20 protein-coding genes and 1 tRNA gene are annotated in these 18,867 nt (G+C 71.2%); 12 read left to right on the top strand and 9 right to left on the bottom strand.

The genetic code is table 11. The annotated features are described in order from the left end of the window. Nucleotides 1-53 precede the first annotated feature (53 nt). The 4 genes from RKD23_RS17440 to RKD23_RS17425 all read left to right on the top strand — a co-directional run bounded on the left by RKD23_RS17440 (nt 54) and on the right by RKD23_RS17425 (nt 3,263). Nucleotides 54-1,412, top strand: a complete 1,359-nt coding sequence (locus RKD23_RS17440) for an FAD-dependent oxidoreductase (RefSeq protein ID WP_424854496.1) — start codon at nt 54-56, stop codon at nt 1,410-1,412. Between the two features lie 28 nt (nt 1,413-1,440). Then, complete coding sequence (locus tag RKD23_RS17435; protein WP_424854495.1) at nt 1,441-1,881, top strand: ArsI/CadI family heavy metal resistance metalloenzyme; 441 nt, start codon at nt 1,441-1,443, stop codon at nt 1,879-1,881. Between the two features lie 104 nt (nt 1,882-1,985). Beyond that, a complete protein-coding gene (locus RKD23_RS17430; RefSeq protein ID WP_424854494.1) occupies nt 1,986-2,492 on the top strand; it encodes an N-acetyltransferase family protein in 507 nt (168 codons plus the stop codon). 12 nt (nt 2,493-2,504) lie between these two features. Continuing rightward, nucleotides 2,505-3,263, top strand: a complete 759-nt coding sequence (locus RKD23_RS17425; RefSeq protein ID WP_424854493.1) for an SDR family NAD(P)-dependent oxidoreductase — start codon at nt 2,505-2,507, stop codon at nt 3,261-3,263. A gap of 3 nt (nt 3,264-3,266) precedes the next feature. Here the strand turns inward: RKD23_RS17425 and RKD23_RS17420 are convergent, their stop codons facing one another. Next, the gene (locus RKD23_RS17420) at nt 3,267-4,007 is read right to left on the bottom strand and encodes a helix-turn-helix domain-containing protein (protein WP_424854492.1); all 741 of its coding nucleotides are present in this window, start codon (nt 4,005-4,007) and stop codon (nt 3,267-3,269) included. A gap of 225 nt (nt 4,008-4,232) precedes the next feature. Here RKD23_RS17420 and RKD23_RS17415 point away from each other — a divergent pair, with 225 nt between their 5' ends. Next, nucleotides 4,233-4,898 (top strand): DUF4097 family beta strand repeat-containing protein, encoded by a 666-nt coding sequence (locus tag RKD23_RS17415; RefSeq protein ID WP_424854491.1) that lies wholly within the window; start codon nt 4,233-4,235, stop codon nt 4,896-4,898. 166 nt (nt 4,899-5,064) lie between these two features. On the opposite strand, the gene RKD23_RS17410 is transcribed toward RKD23_RS17415, so the two are convergent. From RKD23_RS17410 to RKD23_RS17400, 3 genes are all read right to left on the bottom strand, one after another. Next, nucleotides 5,065-5,138: transfer RNA gene (locus RKD23_RS17410), tRNA-Pro, on the bottom strand. Nucleotides 5,139-5,171: 33 nt separating this feature from the next. After that, the gene (locus tag RKD23_RS17405) at nt 5,172-5,960 is read right to left on the bottom strand and encodes a Pr6Pr family membrane protein (protein WP_424854490.1); all 789 of its coding nucleotides are present in this window, start codon (nt 5,958-5,960) and stop codon (nt 5,172-5,174) included. Between the two features lie 99 nt (nt 5,961-6,059). Then, nucleotides 6,060-6,986, bottom strand: coding sequence for a metallophosphoesterase (locus RKD23_RS17400; RefSeq protein ID WP_424854489.1), 927 nt, complete (start codon nt 6,984-6,986; stop codon nt 6,060-6,062). Nucleotides 6,987-7,106: 120 nt separating this feature from the next. On the opposite strand from RKD23_RS17400, the gene RKD23_RS17395 reads away from it, so the two are divergent. Continuing rightward, entirely contained in the window at nt 7,107-7,571 is a 465-nt protein-coding gene (locus RKD23_RS17395) for a GatB/YqeY domain-containing protein (protein ID WP_424854488.1), read from the top strand. 133 nt (nt 7,572-7,704) lie between these two features. Here the strand turns inward: RKD23_RS17395 and RKD23_RS17390 are convergent, their stop codons facing one another. After that, nucleotides 7,705-9,972, bottom strand: a complete 2,268-nt coding sequence (locus RKD23_RS17390; RefSeq protein ID WP_424854487.1) for a transglycosylase domain-containing protein — start codon at nt 9,970-9,972, stop codon at nt 7,705-7,707. A gap of 407 nt (nt 9,973-10,379) precedes the next feature. Between RKD23_RS17390 and wblA the strand changes: the two genes are divergently transcribed. After that, entirely contained in the window at nt 10,380-10,718 is a 339-nt protein-coding gene (gene wblA / locus RKD23_RS17385; protein ID WP_063608098.1) for a transcriptional regulator WblA, read from the top strand. A 56-nt stretch (nt 10,719-10,774) separates the two neighbouring features. Here wblA and RKD23_RS17380 read toward each other — a convergent pair whose 3' ends face one another. Both RKD23_RS17380 and RKD23_RS17375 read right to left on the bottom strand, forming a co-directional pair. Continuing rightward, on the bottom strand, nt 10,775-12,145 hold the full coding sequence (locus tag RKD23_RS17380; protein WP_424854486.1) for an ArsA family ATPase: 1,371 nt from the start codon (nt 12,143-12,145) through the stop codon (nt 10,775-10,777). Continuing rightward, the gene (locus RKD23_RS17375; protein WP_424854485.1) at nt 12,142-13,119 is read right to left on the bottom strand and encodes an ArsA-related P-loop ATPase; all 978 of its coding nucleotides are present in this window, start codon (nt 13,117-13,119) and stop codon (nt 12,142-12,144) included. Before RKD23_RS17375 ends, RKD23_RS17380 begins: the two co-directional genes overlap by 4 nt. Before the next feature lie 164 nt (nt 13,120-13,283). Here RKD23_RS17375 and RKD23_RS17370 point away from each other — a divergent pair, with 164 nt between their 5' ends. The 4 genes from RKD23_RS17370 (at nt 13,284) to RKD23_RS17355 (ending at nt 15,732) form a co-directional block, all read left to right on the top strand. Next, the gene (locus RKD23_RS17370; protein ID WP_404037741.1) at nt 13,284-13,466 is read left to right on the top strand and encodes a DUF4177 domain-containing protein; all 183 of its coding nucleotides are present in this window, start codon (nt 13,284-13,286) and stop codon (nt 13,464-13,466) included. Beyond that, a complete protein-coding gene (locus RKD23_RS17365) occupies nt 13,463-13,930 on the top strand; it encodes a RidA family protein (protein WP_424854484.1) in 468 nt (155 codons plus the stop codon). The genes RKD23_RS17370 and RKD23_RS17365 overlap by 4 nt, the downstream gene beginning before the upstream one ends. A 69-nt stretch (nt 13,931-13,999) precedes the next feature. Beyond that, nucleotides 14,000-14,905, top strand: a complete 906-nt coding sequence (locus RKD23_RS17360; RefSeq protein WP_424854483.1) for an NUDIX hydrolase — start codon at nt 14,000-14,002, stop codon at nt 14,903-14,905. Then, nucleotides 14,902-15,732 carry an MBL fold metallo-hydrolase gene (locus RKD23_RS17355; RefSeq protein ID WP_424854482.1) on the top strand — a complete coding sequence of 277 codons (831 nt, stop codon included), beginning with the start codon at nt 14,902-14,904 and terminating at the stop codon, nt 15,730-15,732. Before RKD23_RS17360 ends, RKD23_RS17355 begins: the two co-directional genes overlap by 4 nt. Here RKD23_RS17355 and RKD23_RS17350 read toward each other — a convergent pair. Next, nucleotides 15,729-16,565: a nucleotidyltransferase domain-containing protein gene (locus RKD23_RS17350; protein ID WP_424854481.1), complete on the bottom strand. Its 837-nt coding sequence runs from the start codon at nt 16,563-16,565 to the stop codon at nt 15,729-15,731. The genes RKD23_RS17355 and RKD23_RS17350 overlap by 4 nt on opposite strands. Nucleotides 16,566-16,678: 113 nt before the next feature. Further along, nucleotides 16,679-17,353, bottom strand: coding sequence for a Crp/Fnr family transcriptional regulator (locus tag RKD23_RS17345; protein ID WP_029382547.1), 675 nt, complete (start codon nt 17,351-17,353; stop codon nt 16,679-16,681). 252 nt (nt 17,354-17,605) lie between these two features. On the opposite strand from RKD23_RS17345, the gene nth reads away from it, so the two are divergent. Beyond that, nucleotides 17,606-18,832, top strand: a complete 1,227-nt coding sequence (gene nth, locus RKD23_RS17340; protein WP_424854480.1) for an endonuclease III — start codon at nt 17,606-17,608, stop codon at nt 18,830-18,832. The last annotated feature ends 35 nt before the right edge of the window (nt 18,833-18,867 follow it).

Genomic DNA, 18,867 nt, shown 5'->3' with positions numbered 1-18,867 from the left:
TGGGAGGCTCGGAGGCGTAAGACATCGATGAACATCGAAGCAAGGGGAAGCCCGTGAGCCTCGCGAACACTCCAGACCAGCTGCCGGTCGTCGTCGTCGGCGCCGGCCCCGTCGGACTGGCCGCCGCCGCGCACCTCGTCGAGCGCGGGCTCGAACCGCTGGTCCTGGAGGCCGGCCCCGGCGCGGGCACCGCCGTCCGTGACTGGGCGCACGTCCGTCTGTTCTCCCCCTGGGCCGAGCTCACCGACCCGGCCGCCGAGAAGCTCCTCGCCCCGACCGGCTGGGTGCGCCCGGACGGCGCCGCCTACCCGGCGGGCGGGGACTGGGTCGAGCAGTACCTCCAGCCGCTCGCCGACGTCCTCGGCGACCGGGTCCGCTACGGCACCGAGGTCGTCGGAGTGGCCCGCGCGGGCCGTGACCGCGTGGTCGACGCGGACCGCGAGGAGCAGCCGTTCACCGTCCACACCCTGGGGACGGACGGCAGCGAGCGGCGGATCACCGCCCGCGCCGTCGTCGACGCCTCCGGCACCTGGGCCGCCCCCGGCCCGATGGGCGCGGACGGTCTGCCCGCCCTCGGCGAGAAGGCGGCGGCCGACCGCATCTCCTACCGCGTGCCCGACTTCCAGGACCCGGCCGTCCGCGCCCGCTACGCCGGCCGGCGCACCGCCGTGGTGGGCTCCGGCGCCTCCGCCTTCACCGCGCTGGCCCAACTGGCCGACCTCGCCGAGCAGGAGCACGGCACACACGCGGTCTGGATTCTGCGCCGCGGCCTGACGGGTACGACGTACGGCGGCGGCGAGGCCGACCAGCTCCCCGCCCGCGGCGCCCTGGGCCTGCGCGCGAAGGCGGCGGTCGAGGCCGGCCGCGCGAGCGCGGTCACCGGCTTCCGTACGACGGCCGTGGAGCGCGGGTCCGAGGGCCTCGTCCTGGTGGCGGAGGACGGCCGCCGACTGCCCCCGGTCGACGAGGTGATCGTCCTGACCGGCCTGCGCCCCGACCTGTCCTTCCTCTCCGAGATCCGCCTGGGCCTCGACGAACGCCTCCAGGCCCCGACCGCCCTGGCCCCGCTGATCGACCCGAACGTCCACTCCTGCGGCACGGTGTACCCGCACGGCGTCACCGAGCTCTCCCACCCCGAACAGGGCGTCTACCTGGCCGGCATGAAGTCCTACGGCCGCGCCCCCACCTTCCTCGCCCTGACCGGCTACGAGCAGGTCCGCTCCATCGCCGCCGCCCTCGCGGGCGACCGCGAGGCCGCCGAGCGGGTGGAACTGACCCTGCCGGAGACGGGGGTGTGCGGCGGGGCCGGGCTGTACGAGGAGCCGGAGGCGGCGCAGTCGGGCGGCTGCTGTGCGGCGCCGGCAACGGTGCGGATCGGCGTGGGGGCCGAGAAGCCCGGCGGCGGCTGCTGAACTCCGTTCTCTCATCAGGAGGTACGACATGTCCCGAGTCCAACTGGCCCTCCGTGTCCCCGACCTGGAGGCCTCGATCGCCTTCTACAGCAAGCTGTTCGGCACCGAGCCGGCCAAACTCCGCCCCGGCTACGCCAACTTCGCCCTCGCCGAACCCCCGCTCAAGCTCGTCCTGATCGAGGGCGACCCGGGCGACGACACCCGCCTGGACCATCTCGGCGTAGAAGTGGAATCGACCGAGTCCGTCCACGCCGCCACCACCCGCCTCGCCGAAGCCGGCCTCACCACCACCGAGGAGAACGACACCACCTGCTGCTACGCCCTCCAGGACAAGGTCTGGGTCCACGCGCCCGGCCGGGAGCCCTGGGAGGTGTACGTGGTGAAGGCGGATGCGGAGAGCATGGCCAAGCAGCGGGGGAGCGCGTGTTGCGGGACGCCGGGGGAGGAGAAAGGGGGCGGGTGCTGCTGAGCGGCAGGCGGGGCGGGGGTACGGTCGGTGATGGCGCGGGAGACGGTTGCTGTCGGTGATGGCGCTGGAGACGGTTGCTGAGGATGCCTGGGAGGTGGCGGAGGATGCCCGCGGAACAGCCGCACATGGCCCCGCTGACGCAGGAACACGCCGAACAGGTCCTGGAGATCTACCGCCTGGGCATCGAAGAGGGCGACGCCACCTTCGAGACGGAGCCCCCGTCCTGGGAGGTCTTCGACAGGACGAAACTTCCGGACCACCGCTTCGTGGCCCTGGACAGCGGGACAGGGGACGTCCTCGGCTGGGTGGCCGCGACGCAGGTCTCCGACCGCTGCGCCTACGCGGGGGTGGTGGAGCACTCGGTCTACGTCCACCCGGCGGCCCGCGGCAAGGGCGTCGCCCGAGCCTTGATGTCGGCCCTCATCACCTCGACGGAAGCCGCCGGCATCTGGACCATCCAGTCCGGCGTCTTCCCCGAGAACACCCCCAGCCTCGCCCTCCACCTCCACGCCGGCTTCCGCGTCATCGGCACCCGCGAACGCATCGCCCGCCACCACGGCCGCTGGCGGGACGTGCTCCTGCTGGAACGCCGCAGTCCGGAGATCCTCTGACAAACTGCCGCCATGGACCTGGGACTTGCGGGGAAGTCGGCCTTCGTCACCGGAGGGAGCAGCGGTATCGGGCTGGCCATAGGCCGTGCGCTGCGGGCCGAGGGGGCGACGGTCACCGTCTGCGGCCGTGATCCGGAAAGGCTGAAGGAGTCCGGGCTGCCGGGCATCCAGGCGGACGTCACCGATCCGGCCGCCCTCGCGCGGGCGGTCGACGAGGCGGCGCAGCAGATGGGCGGCCTCGACCTGCTGGTCGCCAACGCGGGCGGCGCGTACGGGGGAGGGCTGCTGGACTCCACGCCCGAGGACTGGCTGCGCACCTACGAGGTGAACGTGCTGCACGCCGCCCACGCCATCCGCAGCGCGGTGCCGCACTTCGAGCGGCGCGGCGGCGGCAGCGCGCTCGTCGTGGCGTCGATCACGGGGTGGAAGCCTGGCCCCAAGTCGTCGTACGCCTCGGCGAAGGCGGCGGAGATCCACCTGGCGGCCACGCTGGGCCAGGAGCTGGGGCCGCGCAACATCCGGGTGAACGCGCTCAGTCCGGGGTCGGTGATGTTCGAGGGCGGGGGCTGGGCCTGGGTCCGGGACAACCGGCCCGAGCAGTTCGAGGCGTTCGCCCGCGACGACTTCCCCCGCGGGCGGCTGGTCGAGCTGCAGGAGGTGGCCGATGTGGCGTGCTTCCTGCTGTCGCCGCGCGCGGGCGGCGTCAACGGCGCCAACATCTGCGTGGACGGTGCCCAGGACCACCCGAGCGCGGGCCGGTTCTTCCCGTGACCGTCACCCGCTCTGCTCCGAATCCGGGGGCGAACTCGCCTTCGTGGAGAGGATGTCGCGCGCCTGCTCCGCGGCACGGATCATGCTCTCGCTGATGAAGTCGACGAAGCGGGCGATGTTCTCCAGGCGCACGGCTGCCGGGGTGCCCGCCCCGAGGATGCGCACGCCCTGCCGCGCGGTCTCGGCGAGTTGAGCCTGCGACCGGGCGCCGGCGATCGTCGACTGGTACCAGACGTCGTCGTCGACGACATACCGCTCGCGCCGGCGTTCGTCACGTTCCCGCCGCACGAGCCCCAGCCCTTCCAGGAACGCGATCGCCTTGGACACGGACGCCGGACTGACCTGCAGCCGCTGCGCCAGCGCGGACGCGGTGAGGCTGCCCGCGTCGGCGGTCCACAGACAGATCAGCACCCGGGCCGTCATCTTCGGCAGACCCTGCCGCATGAGCAGCGTCGCGAACGTCTCCTCGTACTCCCGCACGGCCTCGGTGTCCCGCCCCTGCTCCTGCACCGGCGCCTCCGAAGCCCGCGCCGCAGGCTTCCTCCGCCGGTGGGCCCGGCGCTCCGTCGCGCGATGGGCCAGGTCGGCGCGGTAGCCGGTCGGACCGCCGTTCCGCATCACCTCGCGGGTGACGGTCGAGGTGGGCCGCTCCAGCCGCCGGGCGATCTCGGCGTAGGCGAGCCCGTCGGCCAGTCCGAGCGCGATCTGCTGGCGTTCCTGCTGGGTGAGTCTGCCTCCGGGCATTGCGGGTCCTTTCGTGGTGCGGCGGCTCGAGCGTAGCGTTCAGACTGATGTCATTGCAATGGACGGCGACCTCTGTTGCATTGAAAGTCAAGCCAGTTGCAACGAATTGTGGGATGTGACCTGCGATAACGCAGTAAGAATGCAACAAGGTCATTGCCGAGTGACTGAAGGCAACGTAGCGTTTCCATCATCAGAAAGCAGCGACGACGAGCACAGGAGAACATGATGCAGAAGTTCGACACCACCGCCCCCGTCTCCGCCGTTCTCGACATCCCGGCGGGCCGCATCCAGGTCATCGCCGCCGACCGGTCCGACGCCACGGTGGAGATCCGCCCGGCGGACGCCTCGAAGAGCCGCGACGTGAAGGCGGCGGAACAGACGGAGGTCGCCTACGAGGACGGCGTGCTGCGGATCAAGGCCCCGACGGCCAAGAACCAGTACTTCGGGGCCTCGGGATCCATCGAGGTGACCCTTCAGCTGCCCGTCGACTCCCGCATCGAGGCCAAGGCGGCGGCCGCCGAGTTCCGGGCCGTCGGAAGGTGCGGCGACGTGACCTTCGAGGGCGCCCAGGGCTCGACCAAGATCGACGAAGCCGCGAGCGTCCACCTCACCGCCCTGGCCGGCGACGTACAGATCGGCCGCCTGAACGGCCCCGCGGAGATCAGCACCCAGAAGGGCGACATCCGGATCGACGAGGCCCTGCGCGGCACGGTCGTCCTGAGCACCCAGATGGGCGACATCTCGATCAGCACCCCCGCCTCCGCCTCTCTGGACGCCGGCACGGGCTACGGCCGGATCGACAACACGCTGCGCAACGCCGAAGGCCCCACCCCCGCCCTGACCGTCCGCGCGACCACCGGCCACGGCGACATCACGGCCCACAGCCTGTGACCACCCGCCCCTCGACGGCGACGTGCACAGACCCAGAACGGGCCCGATCCCCTGGAGGATCGGGCCCGGCTCCATCCGCCCCTGGAAGATGAAGAAGGCGACCTGGAAACCACTCAGGGGCCCGACCCGCTCTCACGGATCAGGCCCCTGACCTGGTACTACGGTGTCGGGGTGGCGGGATTTGAACCCACGACCTCTTCGTCCCGAACGAAGCGCGCTGCCAAGCTGCGCTACACCCCGATCGTCGCTGCTCTCGCGGCGACGTCGTTTACTTTAGCCCACCGGTGGCTGTAGACGAAATCCGGTTTTGGCGCGGTGGCGGATCGGGTTCGGGCGGACGTGGTCGAGGGCGACGAGGAGGAGGGCGAGGGCGTAGAAGGAGAGGCCGAGGAGGAGGGCGTTGCCCAGGATGCTCTTGTAGCCGTGGGCGTCGACGTCCAGGAACGGGTAGAGGTAGCGGCCGCCCGGGGTGCCGGGGAGCAGGAGTTCGCCGCGGATGAGGGAGAAGGTCAGGTAGGTCAGGGGGTAGAGGAGCCAGGTCGGGGCCTGGCGTAGGTGGAGGCGGCCGGGGGGCGTCAGGAGCAGCCAGTCCAGGACGGCCGCGGCGGGGGCCACTGTGTGCAGGAGCTGGTTGGCCACCGCGTGCCAGCCCGTCGGCGGGGCGGCCGTGTCCGTCATGGAAAAGGGGGTCGCCGCGTTGGTGAGGATCAGGTGGTACACCAGCGCGGTGATCACGACGTAGAGCAGGACGGCGCCTGTCACGGCCCCCGGCAGCGGGCGGCGGGCCGTCCACACGCGGCGCGCCGAGGCGACGAGGACCAGCGCCAGCAGGATGTTCGCCTGGATGGTGAAGAAGCTCAGGACGCGCAGCGGGCTGCCCAGCAGCAGCTCGATGGTCACGCCCGCGGCCGCCACCACCGCGGTGAGGAGACGGAAGGTGCCTATCAGGGGGCGACGTACCGGCGTCAGCACGGCCGATGCCGGGACGGGTGAGGGCAGCAGCGCGGGGATGCCCGGGAGCGCGGGGAGGTCCGGGATGTCCCTGGGTATCGGTGCGGTCATGCCCCCAAGCTAGGCAAACCGGACATGGCGGGCTATGTGGGTGGTCCGTGTGGGGGACAGGGCCCGACGCCCTGCCCGGCCGGTAGGCCTCCCTGCCCCCTACCCCCGCCCCACCAACGTGAGCAACGTCGCCTCAGGCGGGCACGCGAACCGCACCGGCGTGTAGCGGTTCGTGCCGCAGCCCGCCGACACGTGCATGTACGCCGTACGACCGCCCGCCGTGTGGGTCGACAGGCCCTTGACCCGGTCCGTGTCCAGGTCGCAGTTGGTGACGAAGGCGCCGTAGAAGGGGAGGCAGAGCTGGCCGCCGTGGGTGTGGCCGGCCAGGATCAGGGGGTAGCCGTCGGCGGTGAAGGAGTCGAGGCTGCGCAGGTACGGCGCGTGGACGACGCCGATGGAGAAGTCCGCCGAGCCGGAGGGGCCGCCGGCCACCTGCGCGTAGCGGTCCCGCTTGATGTGCGGGTCGTCCACGCCCGTGAGCTCGATCGACACGCCGTCGGTCTTCAGGACGCCGCGTGTGTTGATGAGGTTCAGCCAGCCGGCCGCGTCGAAGCCGTCCCGCAGGTCCTCCCACGGGTTGTGGATCACTCCCACCGCCGGCGGGTTGCCGTTGAGGCCGTGCCGTCCCTGAAGCTTCTCGACCAGATAGAGGGCGGGGTTGCGCAGCCTCGGTCCGTAGTAGTCGTTCGAGCCGAAGACGTACGCCCCCGGGAAGTCCATCAGCGGTCCCAGCGCGTCCAGCACCTCCGGCACGCCCTCCGGGTCGGACAGATTGTCGCCGGTGTTGATCACGAAGTCGGGGCGCAGCCCCGCGAGCGACCGCAGCCAGCGCTGCTTCTTGCGCTGCCCGCCGACCATGTGGATGTCGGAGACGTGCAGCACGCGCAGCGGACGCATGCCCGCCGGGAGTACGGGGACGGTCACCCGTCGGAGGCGGAAGGAACGGGCCTCGAAACCCGCCGAGTAGAGAAGACCGGCGGCCCCGACCGCCGTGATGCCGAGGGGTACTCCGTATCGCGCGCGCATGCGTCCATCGTGTCAGACCGGCTGCCTGCTCCCGTACGACCTCCCTGTCAACCGCCGCCTCCGCGTGGCCGTTGGGAAATGGACGGGCGGTGCCGCTGTCGTACCTGCGACAATCGAGCCATGACCACGCTCAAGTCGAAGCTGCAGGAAGACCTCAACGCCGCGATCAAGGAGCGCGACGAGCTCCGCTCCTCGACGCTCCGGCTGACGCTCACCGCGATCACCAAGGAGGAGGTCGCGGGCAAGGAGAAGCGCGACCTCTCCGACGACGAAGTCCAGAAGGTGATCACCCGAGAGGCGAAGAAGCGCCGTGAGGCCGCCGAGGCCTTCGCGCAGGGTGGGCGCGCCGAGCAGGCCGAGCGGGAGAAGGCGGAGGGCGAGGTCCTCGCCGCCTACCTGCCCAAGCAGCTGTCCGACGAGGAGCTGGAGCGGATCGTCGCCCAGGCCGTCGAGGAGGCGAAGGCGGCCGGGGCCGAGGGGCCGAAGGCCATGGGCGCGATCATGAAGATCGTCAACCCGAAGGTGGCCGGCCAGGCCGAGGGCGGCCGCGTCGCCGCCGCGGTCAAGAAGCTTCTCGCGGGCTGACGCCCTCCAGGCTTGCCGCACAGGAGGCCACTCGCGGCGCTTGCCGCACCAGAGGCCACTCCCGGCCTTCCACGGCAGCGGGGGCGCCCCTCCAAGAGAGGGGCGCCCCCGCTGCCGTACGCCTACGGGACCCTTACGGGAAGTTGCCTCCGCCGTTGCCGTTCCCGTTGCCCGGACCGCCGTCGTTGCCCTGGATGAAGCCCTCCGGGATGGAGAAGGACGGCTCGGGGAAGGTGCCGCCGCCGGTCACGCCGCCGGCGCCGTTGTCGTCGCCGTTGTCACCGTCGTCGTCCCCGCGACCCTTGTCCCGGTCCCGGTCCTTGTCCTTGTCCTTCGGGGCGTCCGGGATGTCGATCAGGTTGAAGTCCAGGACTTCCTTGCCCTCCAGCGCGCCGGTCATCATGTCGCCCCAGATCGGGCCCGGCACCTGGCCGCCGAAGACCTTGTCGTGCCAGACGCCGCCGATGCTGATGCCCTCCATCTTGCGCTCGTGCGCCGGGTCGCCGACCCAGACGGCACCGGCCATGTTCGGGGTGTAGCCCACGAACCAGGCGGCGTAGCGCTCGTCGGTCGTACCGGTCTTGCCGGCGCTCGGGCGGCTGCCGAGGCCCGCCTGCTTACCGGTACCGTCCTCGACCACGCCCCGCAGCAGCGTGTTGACGGTGTCGGCGGTGGTCTCGGACATCGCCCGCGAGCAGGTCGACTTCGGGACCTCCAGGGACTTGGTCTCACCGCCGATGCGCTGGCTGATCGACTCGATGGCGATCGGGGTGCAGTACATACCGCGCGAGGCGAAGGTGGCGTAGCCGTTCGCCATGGTCAGCGGGGACATCTCCTGCGTGCCCAGGGCGATGGAGGGGGCCTGCTCCATCTTCCCGCCGTCGGCGCGCTCGACGCCCATCTTCTTCGCCATCTCCGTCACCGGGCAGATGCCGATCTCGGCGATCATCTCGACGAAGTAGGTGTTGACGGACTTCGCCGTCGCCTCCTTCATCGAGTACGGGCCGTCCTCGGACTCGTTCTCGTTGGTGAGCTTGGCGCCCGACTCGTTCCAGCTCTGGCCGTCGCACTGCGCGATCGGGTGCGGGTACTCCATCTCGTACGGCGACCGGTACGACTTCGTCGCCGGCATGCCCCCCTCGATGGCGGCCGCGGCCACGATCGGCTTGAAGGTCGATCCCGGCTGGAAGCCGAGCCCGCCGCCCATGGCCTGGTCGACGGAGAGGTTGATCTGCGTCTCGTTCTTGCCGAAGCCGTACGGGCGGGACTGGCCCATGGCGAGGATCTTGCCGGTGCCGGGCTCGACGATGGTCGCGGCGGTGGCCACCTCGTCGCTCTGGTTCACATGGTCCTTGACGGACTGCTGCACCGAGTCCTGGGCCTGCGGGTCCATGGTCGTACGGATGGTCAGGCCGCCCTGGTTCCAGACCTTGGCCCGGTCCTCCTTGGTCTTGCCGAAGACCGGGTCGCTCAGGAACACCGCCCGGACGTAGTCGCAGAAGAAGCCGGCGCCCTTCACGGCGGTGATGCAGCCGTTCTTGGGCTTGCTGACGTTCAGGCCGAGGGGCGTCTCCTTGGCCTTGTCGGCCTCCGTCTGGGAGATGTCGCCGACCTCGGCCATGCGCTGCAGCACGATGTTGCGCCGCTTGGTGGCCTCCGTCTCGTCGTTGACCGGGTCGAACCGGCTGGGCGACTGGACGATGCCGGCCAGGAGCGCGGACTCCTGGATGTTGAGGTTCTTGGCGTGCTTGGAGAAGTAGCGCTGGGCGGCGGCCTCGACGCCGTAGGCCTGCTGGCCGAAGAACGTGATGTTCAGGTAGTTCTCGAGGATCCTCTTCTTGCCGAGCTCCTCCTCCACCTGGATCGCGTACTTCAGCTCCTTGATCTTGCGGCCGATGGTCTGCTGGGTGGCCTGCGCGACCTTGGTGGGGTCGTCGCCGGCCTCCTCCACGAAGACGTTCTTCACATACTGCTGGGTGAGCGTGGAGGCGCCCTCGGCGACGCCACCGCTCTGCGCGTTCTTGTTCAGGGCGCGCAGGACGCCCTTCAGGTCGACCGCGCCGTGCTGATAGAAGCGGGCGTCCTCGATCGCGACGATCGCCTTCTGCATGTACGGCGAGATGTCCTTCAGCTCGACCACCGTGCGGTCGCGCGAGTACACCGTGGCGATGGTGCCGCCCTGGGCGTCGAGGATCGTGGTGCGCTGGCTGAGCGGCGGCGTCTTCATATTGGCCGGGAGCTCGTCGAAGCTCTCCACCGACCCCTTGGCCGCGAGCCCCAGCGCACCGACGGCGGGCAGCGCGATGCCGGCCATGACGGCACCGGCGAGCACACTGACACCGAGGAACTTGGCGGCCTGCTGCGCGGGCGACAGACCACCGCCTGAAGGCTTCTTTGGCATAGGGGCAGCCTACGTTCTCATTCGCCGGACACGCGTATATGCCTTGGCCTAAGCTGCTCTCAACTGTCACAGCAGTGCGGCCATGTATCAATACGTCCGGCGATCCCGAATCGTTCCGGACGTGCCTCGGTATTTTTCCAGGGGCGTGCCCGAATCCGCCTTGTGTGTCTGTTGGTGTCCCTTGTGGCTCAACTGAAACGTCCTGGTTCGCCGGGAGAGTCGCATATGTCGCCAGCTCACTCCCGCGGGTGATCTGCCGCTTACGCATAGTCCGTTCGGGCCATTCAAGATTGGGCCCGAAGGGGGTGTTGCGCTGTGCCCACCTTCCGTAACGTCCTCAACTGGCGGCGGTGAATATGCCGCTGCCGCCGTGGGGGAGCCTCGATTCGGGAGAGGACGGCGCCGGTATGGGCTGGGTAACCGACTGGAGTGCGCAGGCGGCCTGCCGCACTACCGATCCGGATGAACTGTTCGTTCAGGGAGCAGCGCAGAACAGGGCCAAGGCGGTGTGCACCGGATGTCCGGTGCGGACCGAGTGCCTGGCCGACGCGCTCGACAATCGCGTCGAGTTCGGCGTGTGGGGAGGCATGACGGAGCGGGAGCGCCGCGCACTGCTGCGCAGGCGGCCCACCGTGACCTCCTGGCGCCGGCTGCTGGAGACGGCTCGTACGGAGTACGAGCGTGGGGCCGGCCTGGTGCCCCTCGACGACGACCAGGTGTACGAGAACTACGCGGCGGTGAGCTGAGTCCGCCGCCCCGGCACCCCACGGTCCAGCACGCCTTCGGCCAAGGCGCCGTCGGTTCAGTCGGCCTCGGGCAGCTCCGGCCTGTTGGCCGCGAGCCGGTCCCCGATGTCCCGCAGCCCCGCGAGGTCGTGCACGTCGCCGGGCAGCGCGGCCACTTCGGTCACCGCCACCTCGGGGTGGAGCGCGGTGAAGCGGTCACGCGTGCGCTGCTCGCGGGAGAGCAGATGCATGCGGTCCGCGTGCAGCCTGAGCAGACCGGCGGTCAGCTCGTCCGCGGTCGGCTCGCCTTCCGCGGCCGATTCGCTCTGTGCCGTCAGCTCGTCGGAGTGCACAGTCAGCTCGTCGGACGTGAGGTCGGGATCGTCGGCCCCGGTCGCGGGGGATGACGCCGGGAAGGCCGAACTGCCGTCTGGGTCGGGGGAGTTACGAACTCCAGCTTTCCCGTCCGGCTGATCCACAATGCGAGGCTCCTCAAGATTTTCCGCGGCGGCGAGCGCCCGCTCGGCCGACAGCCGGGCGGCGCCACTGCCGTGGACCCGGTTGAGCACCAGACCCGCGAGCGGCATGTCCTCCGCGGCCAGCCGCTGCACGAAGTACGCGGCCTCCCGCAACGCGTCCCGCTCCGGTGCCGCGACCACCAGGAACGCCGTCCCGGGCGCCTGGAGGAGCTTGTACGTCGCGTCCGCGCGGGTGCGGAAGCCGCCGAACATCGAGTCCATCGCGGCCACGAACGTCTGAACATCCTTGAGTAGCTGACCGCCGAGCAGCTTGCCGAGGGCGCCGGTCATCATCGACATGCCGACGTTCAGGAACTTCATCCCCGCGCGCCCGCCCACCTTCGCGGGCGCCAGCAGCACGCGGATCAGCTTGCCGTCGAGGAACGAGCCCAGCCGCTTGGGCGCGTCCAGGAAGTCCAGCGCCGAACGCGACGGCGGGGTGTCGACGACGATCAGGTCCCACTCGTCGCGCGAGCGCAGCTGGCCCAGCTTCTCCATGGCCATGTACTCCTGCGTGCCCGCGAAGCCCGCCGAGAGCGACTGGTAGAAGGGGTTGTTCAGGATCGCGGCCGCCCGCTCGGCGTCCGCGTGCGCCTCGACGATCTCGTCGAAGGTGCGCTTCATGTCGAGCATCATCGCGTGCAGCTCGCCCTCCCCCTCGACGCCCTTGACCCGGCGCGGGGTGTTGTCGAGCGAGTCGATGCCCATGGACTGCGCGAGGCGGCGGGCCGGGTCGATGGTGAGCACCACGACCTTGCGGCCCCGCTCGGCGGCACGCAGGCCGAGCGCGGCCGCCGTGGTGGTCTTGCCGACGCCGCCGGAGCCGCAGCACACGATGATGCGTGTCTTCGGGTCGTCGAGCAGCGGATCGACGTCCAGCACGCGCGCGGGGGAGAGGTGGTGACGCTCCTGGACGGTCTCCGCGCTCATGCGATCCCCTGCTTCCGCAGTTCCGTGGCCAGTTCGTACAGACCCGCCAGGTCCATGCCCTCGGCGAGCAGCGGCAGTTCGTGCATCGGCAGGCCCAGCTCGCCGAGGACGGCCCGCTGCTCGTGCTCCAGCGCGTACCGCTCGGCGTACTGCTCGGCCTGGTCGAGCAGCGGGTCCACCAGCCGCTCGGCGTTGCCGCCGCGCCGCGCTCCGCCGAGACCCGCGGCCGACAGGGACCGCGCGATGGCCGTACGCGGCAGCGTCCGTACGAGTTCCAGGCCGGCCGAGTCCAACACCTCGGGCCGGACCATGTTCACGATGACCCGGCCCACCGGGAGGCGGGCGGAGCGCAGTTCGGCGATGCCGTCGGCGGTCTCCTGGACCGGCATCTCCTCGAGCAGCGTCACCAGGTGCACGGCCGTCTCCGGCGACTTCAGCACCCGCATCACGGCCTGCGCCTGATTGTGTATCGGGCCGATCTTGGCGAGGCCCGCCACCTCGTCGTTGACGTTCAGGAAGCGGGTGACGCGGCCCGTCGGGGGTGCGTCCATGACGACGTAGTCGTAGACGAACCGTCCGCTCTTGTCCTTGCGGCGGACCGCCTCGCAGGCCTTGCCGGTCAGCAGGACGTCCCTGAGGCCGGGCGCGACCGTGGTGGCGAAGTCGATCGCGCCGAGCTTCTTCAGGGCGCGGCCGGCGCTGCCCAGCTTGTAGAACATCTGGAGGTAGTCCAACAGAGCCAGTTCGGGGTCGATGGCGAGCGCGTACACCTCCCCGCCCCCGGGTGCGACGGCGATCTTGCGCTCCTCGTAGGGCAGCGCCTCCGTCTCGAAGAGCTGTGCGATGCCCTGCCGACCCTCGACCTCGACGAGAAGCGTCCGCTTCCCCGCCGTGGCCAGGGCCAGCGCTAGGGCCGCGGCGACCGTCGTCTTACCGGTCCCGCCCTTGCCGCTGACGACCTGGAGCCTGCTCACGTCTTCGAGCGTAACCAGTCCGGCCGCGCAGCAATCAGAGCCTGTGGACAACCGGGCCCCCGAGGCTGTGGAGAAACGGTCTTCCAGGGGTGCGGGAAGGCGGCCTCCGGGCCTCGGGCCGACCCGGCGCGGCGCCACCCGGCACAGCGGCTACAGTCGGCCCCATGACCAAGTGGGAATACGCAACCGTGCCGCTGCTCGTCCATGCCACGAAGCAGATTCTGGACACCTGGGGCGAGGACGGCTGGGAGCTCGTCCAGGTCGTGCCCGGGCCGAACAACCCCGAGCAGCTGGTGGCCTACCTCAAGCGCCAGAAGCCCGGCAAGAAGCCGGAGCAGGCGGCGTGAGCGCGGTCGAGGCGAAGCTCGCCGAGCTGGGGCTGACGCTGCCGGAGGTCGTGCCGCCGCTGGCCGCCTACCAGCCGGCCGTGCAGAGCGGCGTGTACGTGTACACCGCCGGCCAGCTGCCGATGGTCGAGGGCAAGCTCCCCGTCACCGGCAAGGTGGGCGCCGAGGTCACCGCCGAGGAGGCCAAGGACCTGGCCCGCATCTGCGCCCTGAACGCCCTGGCGGCCGTGAAGTCCGTCGCCGGTGATCTGGACCGCATCGCGCGCGTGGTGAAGGTCGTCGGCTTCGTCGCCTCGGCGTCCGACTTCACGGGCCAGCCCGCCGTCCTCAACGGCGCCAGCGAGCTGCTCGGCGAGGTGCTCGGCGACAAGGGCGTGCACGCCCGCAGCGCGGTCGGTGTCGCGGTGCTGCCGCTGGACGCGCCCGTGGAGGTCGAGGTCCAGGTGGAGCTCACCGAGGCGTGATCGCGCCGGTCGCGGGTCGGTGATCGTTCCCTCTCGAACATCACGCCCGCCACGGGATAGCCTCCGGCCATGGCGAACGGTCAGTGGTACCCCCCTCAGTGGCCGGACCGGATCCGCGCGCTCGCGGACGGCACCCTCACACCCGTGCCTCCCAAGCGCGCGGCCACCGTCATGCTCCTGAAGGACGGGCCGGACGGTCCGTCCGTGCACATGCTGCGCAGACGCGCCTCCATGGCCTTCGCCGGAGGCGCGTACGCCTACCCGGGCGGCGGCGTCGACCCGCGCGACGACGACCACCTCATCGGCTGGGCCGGCCCCACGCGCGCGTGGTGGGCCGACCGGCTCGGGACGGACGAGCGCGGCGCCCAGGCGATCGTCTGCGCGGCCGTCCGCGAGATGTTCGAGGAGGCCGGTGTCCTGCTCGCCGGGGCCGGCCCGGACACGGTCGTCGGCGACACCACGGGCGAGGACTGGGAGGCCGACCGCGCCGCGCTCGTGGCCCGCGAGTTCTCCTTCGCCGAGTTCCTCGACCGCCGCGGCCTGGTGCTGCGCTCGGACCTGCTGGGCGCCTGGACGCGCTGGATCACCCCGGAGTTCGAGGAACGCCGCTACGACACCTGGTTCTTCGTCGCCGCCCTGCCCGTGGGCCAGCGCACCCTCGACGTCTCGACGGAGGCGGACCGCACGGTGTGGATCCGCCCGCTCGACGCGGCCGCCGGCTACGACAAGGGCGAGCTGCTGATGATGCCGCCGACGATCGCCACCCTGCGCCAGCTGATGCCGTACGCCACGGCCGCCGAGGCGCTCGCCGCCGCCCCCGCCCGTGACATGACGCCGGTGCTGGCCCAGGCCCGCCTGGACGGCGACGAGATCGTGCTCTCCTGGCCGGGCCACGACGAGTTCACCAAGCACGTCCCCACGGCACAGACGCAGCCGCAGACACCGCACACCCCGACCGGTGGAGCCCCCGCATGACCGACGCAGCAGCCCTTCCCGGCCAGCCACGCGGCGGGGTCCTCTCCGGCCCCGCCACCGCGCGCGCGGTGAACGTGCTGGCGCCCAACGCCTCCGCGATGACCCTGGACGGCACCAACACCTGGATCCTCGCCGAGCCGGACTCCGACCTGGCCGTGGTTGTCGACCCGGGCCCGCTGGACGAGAGCCACCTCCGCGCGGTCGTCGACACGGCAGAACAGGCCGGCAAGCGCGTCGCCCTGACCCTGCTCACCCACGGCCACCCCGACCACGCCGAGGGCGCCGCCCGGTTCGCCGAACTGACCGGCACACGCGTGCGTGCCCTCGACCCCGCGCTGCGCCTCGGCGACGAGGGGCTGGCCGCGGGGGACGTCGTCGAGGTCGGCGGCCTGGAGCTGAGGATCGTACCGACGCCCGGGCACACCGCCGACTCGCTGTCCTTCCATCTGCCGGCCGACCGCGCGGTGCTGACCGGCGACACGATCCTCGGACGCGGTACGACGGTCGTGGCGCACCCCGACGGCCGGCTCGGGGACTATCTGGACTCCCTGCGCCGCCTGAGGTCCCTCACGGTCGACGACGGCGTGCACACCGTGCTGCCGGGCCACGGGCCGGTCCTGGAGGACGCCCAGGGCGTCGTGGAGTACTACCTCGCCCACCGCGCCCACCGGCTCGCCCAGGTCGAGACGGCCGTCGAGGACGGCTACCGCACGCCCGCGCAGATCGTCGCCCATGTGTACGCCGACGTGAACCGCTCCCTGTGGCCCGCGGCCGAGCTGTCGGTACGCGCCCAGCTGGACTACCTGGAGGAGCACGGCCTCATCTAGGGCCTTGGGGTCTTCGTGCCGTGCACGCGCGTGTACTCCGCCGCCAGCCAGGGCCCCAGGTCGTCGACGTACGTCCGCAGGACGTCGGGGTCGGAGGTGGGCTCGTAGCCGAGGACGGCCGCGGAGCGCAGCTGGTCGGCCCGTGCGGGGTAGTACCGGGCGAACGCCTCGGCCATCTCCCGCAGGTCGCTGGTCCAGCCGTTCCAGGCGGGCATGACGAGGGTGAAGCCGGTGCGCACCAGGTGCCGGGACAGGAACCGGACCAGGCGCAGGCGCTCCGCCTCCGTCGTGGCCGCGGAGACACGCTCCCGCCAGCGCGGCAGGAGCCGCGCGAGATCGCCGTTGGTCTCGCGGGCGAGCCGCGAGTCGGGCCGGTAGCGCGGAAGGTACTCGGCGAGGTCCTCGCCGAGCAGCGGGGTGCACAGACACGCCACGAACCAGCCCAGGTCGTACGTCTCCAGGTCGCTCAGCAGCCGCGCCCGGCTGTACAGCAGCGTGCCGACGCCGTCGATCTGCGCGAACTCGCGGTCCAGAGCCTCCCCGAGCGCCTGTACGGCGTCCCGGTCGGCGTCCGTCGGTTCCGCGCGCAGCGCGACCAGCAGGTCCAGGTCGCTGCGGCCCACGCGCGCGGTGCCGCGCGGGACGGAGCCGTAGAGGTAGGCGCTGTGCAGCCGGTCCCCGAGGACGTCCAGGAGCCGGTCGCGCGCGGCGGCCACGACGGGCCGGAACGCGTGCGGGACGCGCCCCAGGGAGCCCTCGCGCTCGATGTACCCCTGAGGGTCGAGGCCGGGGCGCCGCACCCCGGGGCCGACGCGGTGCACCGTTTCGGTCATGGGGCCACTGTGCCCCGGTCAGGACACAGTGGCAGCGCATTTTCAGCGTGGGCAGGCGAATGTCACCGGTCGTTCAGGCCGGTGACACCCCTCGGCCCGGCCGGGCCGGTGGCTCAGCGGGAGCGCTTGGCCAGCCGCTCGACGTCCAGCAGGATCACGGCCCGCGCCTCCAGGCGCAGCCAGCCGCGCTGCGCGAAGTCGGCGAGTGCCTTGTTGACCGTCTCGCGCGAGGCGCCGACCAGCTGGGCCAGCTCCTCCTGCGTCAGGTCGTGGACGACGTGGATGCCCTCCTCGGACTGCACGCCAAAGCGGCGGGAGAGGTCCAGCAGGGCGCGCGCGACACGGCCCGGGACGTCGGAGAAGACCAGGTCCGACATGGCGTCGTTGGTCTTGCGCAGCCGGCGGGCGACGGCGCGCAGCAGCGCGGCGGCCACCTCGGGGCGCGCGTTCAGCCAGGGCTGGAGGTCGCCGTGGCCGAGGCCGAGCAGCTTGACCTCGGTCAGCGCGGTGGCGGTCGCCGTGCGCGGGCCCGGGTCGAACAGCGACAGCTCGCCGATCAGCTCGCCGGGGCCGACGACGGCGAGCATGTTCTCGCGGCCGTCGGGCGAGGTGCGGTGCAGCTTGACCTTGCCCTCGGTCACCACGTAGAGCCGGTCGCCCGGGTCGCCCTCGTGGAACAGGGAGTCGCCCCGCGCCAGAGTCACCTCACTCATGGAGGCGCGAAGCTCCGCGGCCTGCTCGTCGTCGAGAGCAGCGAAGAGCGGGTTGCGCCGCAGAACGTCGTCCACGAGTTCTCTCCTTGTCGACCTGCTCAGGGGATCTTGTTCCCCCGGTGTACCAGGGGTCCGTGGTGCCCATTTTGCCGGACGGTCCAAACAGTGTGATCTGTCACAAGGATGCCGCACTGGTGTCCGCTGTTAAGCGGCAGGGGTCCAATTGGGGGCCGATCTTCAGGGTCCGGGGCGGATGTCGGTGCCGGGCCGTAGGCTGGCCGGGTGTCCAAATCGCCGGTGAGAGCGCAGGCCGAGGGGGCTGGGCGGATGGTTGTACGGCGGGATTCCGCTGTGGGCGAACAGGCCACTGACGGCGGTAGGGAAGCGGCAAAAGCGACGAAGAGGGCGACGGTGGAGCAGGCGGCGGAGCAGGCTGCGGCTGGAGAGAAGACGACGTCCGCGAAGAGGGCCACGACGGCCAAGAAGGCTGTTCCGGACGAGAAGGCCGCGGCGAAGCAGGCGGCTCCGGCGAAGAAGGCGGCTCCCGCCAAGAAGGCCGCTCCCGCGAAGAGGGCTGTTCCGGCCAAGGCCGCCGCCGGAAAGAAGTCCGCCGCAGGGAAGAAGGCCGCCGCCAAGAAGACGGCCCGCCCCGCCAAGGCCACCCCCGCCCTGAAGAAGACGACCGGCTCCGCCAAGAAGACACCCCCCGTCGTCGCCAAGAAGGCCACCGCCGCCGTGAAGGCCCCGCCCGCGAAGACGATCGCCGCGACTCCGCCCAAGGGCGAGTCGCGCACGGCGCTGGTCCGCAGGGCCCGCCGGATCGACCGGGAACTGGCCGAGGTCTACCCGTACGCCCACCCCGAGCTGGACTTCGAGAACCCCTTCCAGCTGCTGGTGGCCACGGTGCTGTCGGCGCAGACCACCGACCTCAGGGTCAACCAGACGACCCCGGCGCTCTTCGCGAAGTACCCCACCCCCGAGGACCTGGCCGTCGCGAACCCGGAGGAGGTCGAGGAGATCCTGCGCCCGACCGGGTTCTTCCGGGCCAAGACCAAGTCGGTCATAGGGCTGTCCAAGGGCCTGGTGGAGCAGTTCGGCGGGGAGGTGCCCGGACGGCTGGAGGACCTGGTCAAGCTGCCCGGCGTCGGCCGCAAGACGGCGTTCGTGGTGCTGGGCAACGCCTTCGGACGGCCCGGCATCACCGTGGACACGCACTTCCAGCGGCTCGTGCGGCGCTGGCAGTGGACCGAGGAGAGCGACCCCGACAAGATCGAGGCCGCCGTCGGCGCGCTGTTCCCCAAGAGCGACTGGACCGACCTCTCGCACCACGTGATCTGGCACGGCCGCCGCATCTGCCACGCCCGCAAGCCGGCCTGCGGCGCCTGCCCCGTCGCCCCGCTCTGCCCGGCGTACGGCGAGGGCGAGACCGACCCGGACAAGGCGAAGAAGCTCCTGAAGTACGAGAAGGGCGGCCTGCCCGGCCAGCGCCTGAACCCCCCGCAGTCCTACCTCGACGCGGGCGGCATCCCCGCGCCGCCGCTGGGGGCCGGATGAGGAGCCGTACGACGGGCACCCGACGAACGCGCCCA

Origin of the sequence: Streptomyces sp. SAI-170 (assembly GCF_049739565.1) — a bacterium.
Taxonomy (GTDB): Bacteria; Actinomycetota; Actinomycetes; order Streptomycetales; family Streptomycetaceae; genus Streptomyces.
Note: the sequence above shows the minus strand (reverse complement) of the source record. Positions and strands in the feature narration are given on the sequence as shown.